This window comes from Streptomyces sp. SID5464 (assembly GCF_009862985.1).
Classification (GTDB): domain Bacteria; phylum Actinomycetota; class Actinomycetes; order Streptomycetales; family Streptomycetaceae; genus Streptomyces; species Streptomyces chartreusis_D.
Genome location: NZ_WWIQ01000048.1, coordinates 47,909 through 58,627 on the forward strand (window position 1 = coordinate 47,909; position 10,719 = coordinate 58,627).

Annotated in this window: 7 protein-coding genes and 1 pseudogene; 5 read left to right on the plus strand and 3 right to left on the minus strand. The window is 71.6% G+C overall.

What is annotated here, in order from left to right; all coding sequences use genetic code 11:
- Window positions 1-12 precede the first annotated feature (12 nt).
- The 3 genes from GTY47_RS23060 to GTY47_RS23070 form a co-directional block, all read right to left on the minus strand.
- Window positions 13-1,119 carry an acyltransferase gene (locus GTY47_RS23060; RefSeq protein ID WP_086012594.1) on the minus strand — a complete coding sequence of 369 codons (1,107 nt, stop codon included), beginning with the start codon at window positions 1,117-1,119 and terminating at the stop codon, window positions 13-15.
- A gap of 227 nt (window positions 1,120-1,346) precedes the next feature.
- Window positions 1,347-2,678, minus strand: a complete 1,332-nt coding sequence (locus GTY47_RS23065) for an alpha-2,8-polysialyltransferase family protein (protein WP_010047133.1) — start codon at window positions 2,676-2,678, stop codon at window positions 1,347-1,349.
- Window positions 2,678-3,664, minus strand: coding sequence for a glycosyltransferase family 2 protein (locus GTY47_RS23070; protein ID WP_029181678.1), 987 nt, complete (start codon window positions 3,662-3,664; stop codon window positions 2,678-2,680). Before GTY47_RS23070 ends, GTY47_RS23065 begins: the two co-directional genes overlap by 1 nt.
- Window positions 3,665-3,862: 198 nt before the next feature.
- Between GTY47_RS23070 and GTY47_RS23075 the strand changes: the two genes are divergently transcribed.
- The 5 genes and pseudogenes from GTY47_RS23075 to GTY47_RS23095 all read left to right on the plus strand — a co-directional run bounded on the left by GTY47_RS23075 (window position 3,863) and on the right by GTY47_RS23095 (window position 10,542).
- Window positions 3,863-5,209 (plus strand): DUF6716 putative glycosyltransferase, encoded by a 1,347-nt coding sequence (locus GTY47_RS23075; protein ID WP_029181679.1) that lies wholly within the window; start codon window positions 3,863-3,865, stop codon window positions 5,207-5,209.
- 44 nt (window positions 5,210-5,253) lie between these two features.
- Window positions 5,254-6,519, plus strand: a complete 1,266-nt coding sequence (locus GTY47_RS23080; protein ID WP_010047142.1) for an N-acylneuraminate cytidylyltransferase — start codon at window positions 5,254-5,256, stop codon at window positions 6,517-6,519.
- Between the two features lie 13 nt (window positions 6,520-6,532).
- A complete protein-coding gene (locus GTY47_RS23085; RefSeq protein WP_010047143.1) occupies window positions 6,533-7,471 on the plus strand; it encodes an N-acetylneuraminate synthase family protein in 939 nt (312 codons plus the stop codon).
- 47 nt (window positions 7,472-7,518) lie between these two features.
- Complete coding sequence (locus GTY47_RS23090; RefSeq protein WP_010047144.1) at window positions 7,519-8,766, plus strand: hypothetical protein; 1,248 nt, start codon at window positions 7,519-7,521, stop codon at window positions 8,764-8,766.
- 544 nt (window positions 8,767-9,310) lie between these two features.
- A pseudogene (locus GTY47_RS23095) lies at window positions 9,311-10,542 on the plus strand (M20 family metallopeptidase).
- Window positions 10,543-10,719 lie beyond the last annotated feature (177 nt).

Sequence of the window (10,719 nt, forward strand, 5' to 3'; positions counted from 1 at the left end):
CCCGTGAACAGCTCAGCGGGCCTTGGCCAGCAAGGCTCGCAGCCGTGGCGTCAGCGGCTTCTCCACATAGTGGTTGAGCAACCACGCCAGCAGCAGCATTGAGCCCGCGGTCAGGGCGAATGTCGCCGCGGACGGCAGACCCAGACCGCGGTGCAGGGCGTGGATCACCACCCAGCCGAGGTGCTCGTGGACGAGGTAGAACGGATACGTCAGCGCCCCCGCCACCGTCAGCCAGCGCCAGTTCGCCCGGCGCAGCCAGCCCAGCGCGATCGCCGCGACCGCCACGAAGCCGAAGGTGACGACGAGCATGATGCCGACCGAGGAGCGGTACGAGAAGCCGCCCGCGTCGGGCGCGTGCCACAGGCTCTGGACCGCGTAGTGCTGACCGATCAGCCAGCTGACGGCGACGATGCCCCAGCCGTAGGCGTCCCGGCGGTCGAGGTGGACGAGGTAGAGACCGACACCGCCGATGAAGAAGGGGGCGTACTCGGGCATCGCGACGATGTCGAGCAGCGGCATCTTCGCGTTCTGCGCGATCACCGCCGCGAGCATCCAGCCGGCGCAGAACATGATCACCCGGCGGCGGTTCGCCCCGGGCAGCACGACGCACAGCGCGAACAGCGCGTAGAAGCGGACCTCCGCCCACAGCGTCCAGCACACGCCGAGCACGCGGTCGACGCCCAGCGGCATCTGAAGCATGGTCAGGTTCACCAGCGCGTCGCTCGGCGAGACCGCCTTGTAGGCCACCACGGGCAGCGCGAACACCGCCGTCACGAGCACGACCGCCACCCAGTAGGCCGGCAGCAGCCGGGAGGCGCGGGAGGCGAAGAACGACTTCAGCGGCCGGCCCCAGCCGCTCATGCAGATCACGAAGCCGCTGATCACGAAGAAGACCTGGACGCCGAGGCAGCCGTAGGCGAAGTACTCGTGCAGCGTCGGGAACTGCTCCTTGGGCGAGGTGCCCCAGGCCTCGGAGACCTCGCCGTCGCGCCCGCCGTAGTGGTACGCCGCCACCATCAGCGCGGCCACCAGCCGCAGTCCGTCCAGGGCACGCAGCCGGCCGCCGGAGTCCTTCCGGCGCCGTGGGACGGTCGTGGCGCCCGGTGGCTCGACCAGCACGGCGACTTCGGGCCGGGGCTTACGGGTGCTGACGACCGTCTCGGTCACGCTGAAAACCTCTGTGTGGCTCGTATGTCCTTTACCTGAGCCGCCTGTGGGGCGGGCAGGGCGCCTGTCACCCTAGGGCGTGAATTGACGTAATTACGTTCGATGGCAACAGGCTTCGCCTGCCGGTCTCCATGGGTTCACCTGGATGTCGCCGGGGCCGGTCGCGGAACCGCCCCCTTTCAGCGGCGCACCGCCTTGCGCAGCGCCCGCGCCCGCCGGACGACCCGGCGCGCCGTGGAATTGCGGGGCAGGAACGCCAGCCGCTGCGGAATGCCGCCGGGCAGTCCGAGCGAGGTGAGACGGCGCTTCTTGAAGTACCGCCGGGTACGCGGACCGAGGTGGCGGGAGAGGAACGCTTCCGCCTGCGGGCGCAGGTCCGGATAGATCTGCGGCTGCATGGTGAATCCGACGGCGGTCACCAGGTCGGACAGCAACTCGGCCCGCAGCAGGTCGCCGTCCTTGCCGCCGTCCAGGTCGGGCAGCAGCGCGTCCGCCAGGGTGGTGGGGATCCGGTTGCTGTTCTGATACGGCGTCAGCCGCTCCAGCAGCAGCTCGGTGCCGATGCGCGCGACCGGCAGCTCGTAGAACACCGAGGCCGTGAACAGCGCGGTCGAGAAACAGCCGACCACCAGTGCGGGCCGGGCCCGGTCGAACAGCACCTCGGCCAGCACGGGCGTGTCCAGCACGGTGAGGTCCACGCCGAGCTTCTCGGCCTCGGTCTCCAGGGCGCGGCTGTAGCGGGCCGGTGCCGTCGGGTGCGGTTTGAAGACGACCGTGCGGTGGCCGCGGGCGACCGCGCCCCGCATCATCCGCACGTGCAGGTCCTCTTCCTCCTCGGGGGAGAGGATGTTCAGCGCCGACAGGTACTGGCCGAGCAGCAGCGCCGCGTCGCCCGGCAGGTCGGGCAGCTCGGGGACCGTCTCGGTGATCTCGCCCAGCACCTTGAGGAACGCGGGCGACGGCACCAGATGCGCGGGCACCTCGAACTCGGTCAGCAGCATCGGCGTGAGCCCCGGCACCAGATCGAGGTGCAGCAGCCGCCGTACGCGGGTGCCGACCAGCGGGTCGAGCTTGTTGCGCGTGGGGCCGTAGCTCATCAGCCCGTCGGCGTAGACGTCGATGGGGGCGTCGGTGAACAACTGCGCCACCGTGAGCGCGGGCGCCACCTGGATGGACTCCAGGACCAGGCTCACCCGGTCGTCGCCGAGGCCCCACAGCATCCGCAGATAGCGCTCGAACAGCGGGATGTCGTCGGAGCGCGGCGTCCAGGCCCCGGGGTGGAACGGGCGGATGGCGTCGTTCCAGGACAGCACGTCGTCGAAGTGCTCGCGCAGCGGCGCGAAGCCCGGCATCTCGTCGAGGGCCGGGGTGGTCTCCGGGTTCGCGGAGTTGTTGAACACCAGCAGCACCCGGCGGTCCGGCTCCTCGAAGAGATCGGAGTCGATCGCGGCGGCCAGGGTGGCGACGCCGTACAGCGTCGAGGCGCAGAAGATCTGTGTGGTCCCGGGCATCAGGCGGCCGCTCCCGCCGGCGTGACCCTGCGCCGCAGCCGCCGCAGCTTGGACGAGCGGTCCATGTCCATGGCCTCCAGTGCGTCACCGAGCGCGTCCTGCGGCATGCGCTTGATGGCCGCCGCGCTCATCGACCGCAGCTGCCTGGCCACGGCCGGTTCGAACCTGTCTTCATGGGAAAGGTGGTGCGCGATGATCGCGCAGTACGTCCGTACCGCCTTGGGCAGCAGCCGGTCGGCCTCACGGTCGGCGGCCGTCTCCTCGATCACCTGGTCGAAGGCGCGGATGAAGTCGAGCTGGCGCACGTCGCCGATCTGGGTCAGGGAGGAGGCCACCCCGCGCCGGTAGAACACGCCCAGCAGGCTCACCACGGCGAACGACTCCGCCTCGCGGTGCAGCTTCCAGATCCACGGCCGGTCCTCGGCCGTGCGCAGGCCGTCGGTGAAGTGCAGCACGCCCCGGTCGAGGAGGCGGCGGTGGTAGGCGCCGGCCCAGGCGTAGGCGTAGTCCACCGAGGTCGAGCGGTGGGAGGGGAGGATCGCGTCCCGCGGGTTGATCGCCTCCCAGCGACGGCCGACCGGGACCCGGTGCACGGAACGGGCGCGCGCGGTGGCCTGCACATGGTCGGTGCGGATGAAGTCGCAGCCCAATTCGTCCAGCGCGGAGACCAGTTCGGCGAGGTAGCCGGGGGCCAGCCAGTCGTCGCCGTCCAGGAACGTCAGGTACTCGCCCTGCGCCGCGTCCAGGCCGGTGTTGCGGGCGGTGGCGAGCCCCCCGTTCTCCTCGTGTCGGATGTAACGCACCTGCGCGACATCCGAAAGGTCCTCGGCCGCCCGTTCGAGAATGGCCGGAGTCCCGTCCTTCGAATGGTCGTCGACCAGGATGAACTCGAAATCGCGGTCGGCGTTCAACCGAAGGCTTCTGAGTGTGTCCGGGGCGTATTGCTGCACGTTGTAGAACGGCACGATCACGGAAAGCTTAGGCACCCGCAAAACGTTAGGAGGCCGTCCGGCTCCGGAACTTTCCGGTGAACATACACTGGGTGAACTCAATGTGTCAGAACGGTGCACCCCGTGTACTTCCCCGCTTGCCACGGGCCAGTTCGGCTCCCGGTGGGGTGTTGTTAACTTTTCGTTGAGTCGTGGTTCCGCCATACCTAGGAATTGCTTCCTAGCGTCTTCGACGTGCCAGCAAGTACACCGAAGCGCCCGCGAATCGCCGTCCTCGCGGACTCCGACACCCGCTGGAAATGGGGTGCGCTCACCGCGCATCGCATCGCCCCGGGACAGTCCATGGAAGCCGGACCGCGCGAGGGCGCGCAAGTCGGCCCCGTCCTCGACGGATTCCTGCTGCGCGGCCGGGCCACGCCCACGCCGCGCCAGCTGGAGGAGGTGGGCGTGCGCGCCGACTCGCTGCGGGAGGTCACCGCCGTCGAGTTCCTGCGCACCATGGCCGAGGAGTCCTACGACATCCTCGTCCTGGCCCTCGTCGGGGGCGGTGTGCAGGCGATGCTGCACGGTCTCAGGGGCGTCTGGGAGAACCGGACTTCGCGGCCCGTCGTCGTCACCGGCTACGTCGGTGTCGTCTACGAGAAGCTCGCCGACGGCCTGCTGCTGCGGCACGGCGCGGACCTGGTCCTCGCCAACTCCCGTCAGGACGCGGACCGTTTCCGGGCCGTCTACGAAGGGGTGGGCGCCGACGCCACGTCGGTGACCGAGGTGGCCCTGCCGTTCCTCGGCGGTGCGCCGTACGAAGGTGAACACGACCCCTACACGGTCGTCTTCGCCGCCCAGCCCTCCGTGCCGGAGAACCGCAGGGACCGTACGTACCTGCTGAACCGGCTGGTGCAGCACGCCCGCAAGCACCCCGAGCGCGAGGTGCTGCTGAAGCTGCGCTCCAAGCCGGGCGAACACACCACCCACATCGAGGAGTTGCCGTACCAGAAGCTGGTGCAGCGCCTCGATCCGCCGGCCAACTTCCGCCTGGTCTACGGGAACATGGGCGAGGTCCTCGACCGCACCGACCTGCTGGTGACGGTCAGCTCCACGGCCGCACTGGAGTCGCTGCACCGCCGCATTCCGACCGTCGTGCTGACCGACCTGGGCGTGCGCGAGTCGCTCGGCAACCACCACTTCGTGGGCTCCGGCTGCCTCGCCTCCTGGGACCAGCTCGACGCCGAGCACCGCCCCACGCCCGACGAGGAGTGGGTCTCCCGGCAGGGCGTCGCGGTGGACGGCTCCTACGATTCCGCCTTCGACGCGGCGCGCGAACGCATCGCCAAGCTGCTCGACCGGCCCGGCGGCCTGCCGCCGCTGACCCCGTACTACACACCCGTCACCGCGCCCGGCTATCTGCCCGGGATCCTCGCCCGCCACCACCTCGGCCCGGACGGCACCCCGCTGCCCGGCGCGCCGGCCGCCGACAGGGAGCCCGGCCCGGTCCGGCAGATCGTGCGCAGGGCGGCGCGCGGCGCCTACCGGCACGGCGTGCAGCGCGTGGCGCCCGTCATCCGGCGGATGGGGGAGCTGTGAGCCGCCCCGAGCCCACCGCCCACGGAGCCCAAGGAGTAGACCCCATGTCCCACCCCGAAGCCGGCCGAGGCGCCTCGGTGCGCCGCGTGCTCGCGGTGATCCCCGCGCGCGGCGGCTCCAAGGGCGTGCCCGCGAAGAACCTCCTCCCCGTCGGCGGCGTCCCGCTGGTGGCGCGGGCGGTGCGCGAGTGCCGCGCCGCCCGGCTCGTGACGGACGTCGTGGTCTCCACCGACGACCAGGCCATCGCGGCCGCCGCCCGTCAGGCCGGCGCCGAGGTCGTACTGCGGCCCGCCGCCATCGCCGGCGACACGGCCACCTCCGAAGCCGCCGTCCTGCACGCCATGGACGCGCACGAGGCCCTGCACGGCGCGGTCGTGGACGTCGTGCTGCTGGTGCAGTGCACCAGCCCGTTCATCACCCGCGAGGACGTGGACGGCGTCGCCGCGGCCATCGTCGAGAACGGCGCCGACACGGCCCTCACGGTGGCCCCGTTCCACGGTTTCGTCTGGCGCGACGCGGAGGACGAGGTCACCGCCGGCACCGTCGCGGAGGCCGACGCGGCCGTCGGCGGCGGCTACGGCGTCAACCACGACAAGTCCTTCCGCCCCCGCCGCCAGGACCGCCCCCAGGACCTGCTGGAGACCGGCGCCGCCTACGCCATGGAGGCGGCCGGCTTCCGCAAGCACCAGCACCGCTTCTTCGGCCGGACCGAACTGGTCCGCACCGACGCCGCGCGCGTGCTGGAGATCGACGACCCGCACGACCTCGCCCGCGCCCGGGCCCTCGCGCCGCTCTTCGACGCGGACCGCCCCGGCGCGCTGCCGACCGCCGACGACATCGACGCGGTCGTCCTCGACTTCGACGGCACCCAGACCGACGACCGGGTGCTGGTCGACTCCGACGGACGGGAGTTCGTCTCCGTGCACCGCGGGGACGGACTCGGTATCGCGGCCCTCCGCAGGAGCGGCCTGAAGATGCTGATCCTGTCCACGGAACAGAACCCTGTGGTCGCCGCCCGGGCCCGGAAGCTGAAGCTCCCGGTGCTGCACGGCATCGACCGCAAGGACCTCGCGCTGAAGCAGTGGTGCGAGGAGCAGGGCATCGCGCCGGAGCGCGTGCTCTACGTCGGCAACGACGTCAATGACCTCCCGTGCTTCGCCCTCGTGGGCTGGCCCGTGGCGGTCGCGAGCGCCCACGACGTCGTGCGCGGCGCCGCACGCGCGGTCACCACCGTCCCCGGTGGCGACGGCGCGATCCGAGAGATCGCCAGCTGGATCCTCGGCCCCTCTCTCGATTCCCTCACCAAGTAAGGACATCTCTGCCATGAGCACCAACTCCCGTATCCGCCGGTTCGGTTCGCGCGAGGTCGGCCCGGGTCGTCCGGTCTACGTCTGCGGTGAGATCGGCATCAACCACAACGGCGAGCTCGAGAACGCCTTCAAGCTGATCGACGCCGCCGCCGAGGCCGGCTGCGACGCCGTCAAGTTCCAGAAGCGCACCCCCGAGATCTGCACCCCGCGCGACCAGTGGGACATCGAGCGCGACACCCCCTGGGGCCGGATGACCTACATCGACTACCGCCACCGCGTGGAGTTCGGCGAGGACGAGTACCGCGCCATCGACGACTACTGCAAGTCGAAGAACATCGACTGGTTCGCCTCCCCGTGGGACACCGAGGCCGTCGCCTTCCTGGAGAAGTTCGACGTCCCCGCCCACAAGGTCGCCTCCGCCTCCCTCACCGACGACGAGCTGCTGCGCGCCCTGCGCGCCACCGGCCGCGCGGTGATCCTCTCCACCGGCATGTCGACCCCGAAGCAGATCCGCCACGCGGTCGAGGTCCTCGGCTCCGACAACATCCTGATGTGCCACGCCACCTCGACCTACCCGGCGAAGGCCGAGGAGCTCAACCTGCGTGTGATCAACACGCTGGAGAAGGAGTTCCCGAACGTCCCGATCGGCTACTCCGGCCACGAGACCGGCCTCCAGACCACTCTCGCCGCGGTCGCCCTGGGCGCCACCTTCGTCGAGCGTCACATCACCCTCGACCGCGCCATGTGGGGCTCGGACCAGGCCGCCTCCGTGGAGCCGCAGGGCCTGACCCGCCTCGTCCGCGACATCCGCACCATCGAGGCCTCCCTCGGCGACGGCGTGAAGAAGGTCTACGAGTCCGAGCTGGCCCCCATGAAGAAGCTGCGCCGCGTCGCCGGTGTGGTCGCCGAGGCGGAGATCGCCGACGCGGCGGGCGAGCCGGTAGGCGTCTGAGCGCACCACCCCCACAACCCCCCTTACGACGGGACGGTCGTACGTCGATGAGCCCCCGCGCCGGGAACGCCGGCCCCCACACTCTCGCGTTCGTCGAGAGTCCGGTACAGCTGCTGAACGTGCTGGAGTGGGCGCACGCGCATGCGCCCGGCGTGGGGCTCACCCTCGTGGTGCTGTCGCCCGTCGACCCGATGACGCGCGGCCAGCTGCGGCGGATGTCCGACCTGGCCCGCGACGAGGGGCACGAGGTCCGCTGGGAGGAAGCCCGCGGCGGGCCCCTGGCGCCCTTCCAGACCATCGGCGGCCTGGCCGGCCTGCTCCGCAGGGCGCGCCGGGTCGTACTGGGGGACCCCTTCTCCCGCTACGTCCAACTGCTGCTGACGATCACCCGGGCCCGTGACCTGGTCGTCGTCGACGACGGCACGGCGACCATGGAGTTCGTCGGCCAGCTGGCCCGGGGCGAACGGCTGGTGCGCTGGCACCGCAAGGGCGGCCGCCCGGGCCCGCGCGACCTGATCTTCGCGCCGGTGTCGTCGTCGGCCCGCCGCCGCCTGACCCCCGGCGGCGACCGCCACGTCGAGATCTTCTCCTCCATGCCGATGGAGGAGACCCCGGCGGGCGTCACCGTCAGCGCCAACGACTTCGCGTGGACACGGGCCCGCTTCGGCCCGCCCCGCATCACCAAGGGTGCCGACATGGTGGGCACGTCCCTGGTGGAGACGGGTGTGGTCGACGACGACCGCTACCTGGAGGCCGTCCGTGCGCTGGCCCGGGCCCACGGCGCGACCCGCTACTTCGCCCACCGCCGCGAGAGCACGGACAAGCTCCACCGGCTCGCGGTCGAGACGGGCCTGGAGATCGTCCGCCCCGAACTCCCCCTCGAACTGATCGCCCGCCGCGGCCCCATCGGCCGGACGATCCTCAGCTTCCCCTCCACGGTCGTCCACACCCTCCCGCTCGCCCTCTCCGGCACCGAGGTCCGCGTCGCGGTCTGCGACATCGACCCGTCCTGGCTGACCGACCACGCCTCCCCCCGCGCCCAGGGCTTCCTGTCGGGGGTGACGGGGGCGGCGCGGGACGTGCACCGGCTGTCCACGGCGGGGCCGGGGGAGGGGCCGGGTGGTCAGAAGGGTCCGGCGAGTACGGCCGGACCGGCTGGACCGATGGGCTCGGCGGCTGCCGGGGGCCCGCCCGGCCCGGGGAGTGCCACGGGCACGACGGGCTCGGCCGGGACGCCCCGCTCGGCGGGCGCGGCCGGGGCGGCGGGTACTGCGGGGGCGGTGGCTGCCGGCTGACGTGCCGGCGGCGTCCCGGGAGCCGGCGGGGTCGACCGGATCGGCGGACTGTCGGGTGGCTCGGCGGGCCAGGGGCATCATGCGGGGGGGGGAGAGAGAGAGACGCCCACCCCGAACACCGGCGGCCAGGTCGTGCAGCCGGCCGCGACGTACCGGGCCCGCTGCCGAGGTCGGCGACGATCGACGAAGGCCGTTCGGAGGGCCCGCTCCAGCGGCCTCCCGGCGAGCCTGTCCGGGAACCCGGCGGGCGCACACTGCCCGGGCCGGGCGTCCGCCAGACGAACAAGGCCGTGTTCCCCGCGCAGGGCGTGGTATCCGTGGAGGAGGATGGGTGGATGACGGCGCTGTGGCTCAGGTGTGGTGGATGTCACACTGTGTGGGTCGTGGTGACCGGCTCGGCCCGAAAGGCGGGCGAGTTTACCCATCTCACTGGATAGCTATTCGTTCGGCGGTCATATTTTCTGCCCCTAACGGGTTGAAGTTTTGTTGATCGAGGGTCAGCCGACCGCCCTGGCGCCCTACCCTTCAGAGGGTGAAGCAATTGATGTCACTGGAGTCCGAGGTCGATCTTCCCGGGGGAGCCGTACTTCCCGGTGCGCTGCCCGACGCTCTGCGCGCCGAGCTCATCGCGTTCCGACGCGACCTGCACATGCACCCGGAGCTGGGCAACCAGGAGTTCCGCACGACAGCCGCGATCAAGGAGCGGCTGGAGAGGGCCGGCCTCAAGCCGCGCGTACTCACCGTCGGGACAGGACTCGTCTGTGACATCGGCGTAGAGGGCGAGCAGTGGGACGGGGGCCCCAGCATGCTCGCCATGCGGGCCGACATCGACGGCCTGCCCATCCCCGACACCAAGAGCGAGTGCCCGTACCGCTCGACCGTGCCCGACCGCGCGCACGCCTGCGGCCACGACGTGCACACCACCGTGGTCCTCGGCGCGGGTCTCGTCCTCGCCGAACTGCACAAGCAGGGCCTGCTGCCCCGCCCCGTCCGGCTGATCTTCCAGCCGGCCGAGGAGGTACTGCCCGGCGGTGCCGCCGACGTCATCAAGTGCGGGGCGCTGGAAGGGGTCGGCGCGATCATCGCGGTGCACTGCGACCCCCGGGTGGACGCGGGGCAGGTCGGACTCCGGGAGGGGCCCATCACCTCGGCCTGCGACCGGCTGGAGATCGCCCTGAACGGCCCGGGCGGGCACACCGCACGCCCCACCTCACGACCGACCTGGTCACCGCGGCCGCCCGTGTCGTAACGGACGTGCCCGCCCTGGTCGGCCGGCGCTTCGACAGCCGCAGCGGGCTGGCCATCACCTGGGGCCGCGTGGAGTCCGGGCACGCGCCCAACGTCATCCCGCAGCACGCCGAGCTCTCCGGCACCGTGCGGTGCCTCGACATCGAGGCGTGGCGGCAGGCGCCCGACGTCGTGGTCGCCGCGATCGACGAGATCGCCAACCTCTACCGCGCCAAGTCGGAGATCAACTACGTCCGCGGCGTCCCGCCCGTCGTCAACGAGCCCGGCGTGACCGAGCTGCTGCGCGACGCCATGATCGCCCGGCGCGGCGTCGACTCGGTGGTCGGCACGGAGCAGAGCCTCGGCGGCGAGGACTTCTCCTGGTACCTGGAACACGTCCCCGGCGCGATGGCCCGCCTGGGCGTACGCACCCCCGGCGAACGCCACGTACGCGACCTCCACCAGGGCGACTTCGACGTGGACGAGTCCGCGATCAAGGTAGGAGTGGAACTCTTCACGGCCGCAGCCCTGGTCGACGGCCTGCGCTGAGGGCTACCGCCAGGGGGGCACGGGGCCTGATACAGCACGCCCGCCCTTCGGGCCGCTCGGCGCGTCGCCCCGCCGGGCCCGGGCCGGTCGGCCGCGGGCTTCTCATGAGAGCAGCTCGGGGTCGGTCGGCCGCGTGACTACTGGGCGGTCCGGCGCGCGGCTCCCCCGTCTACGGGC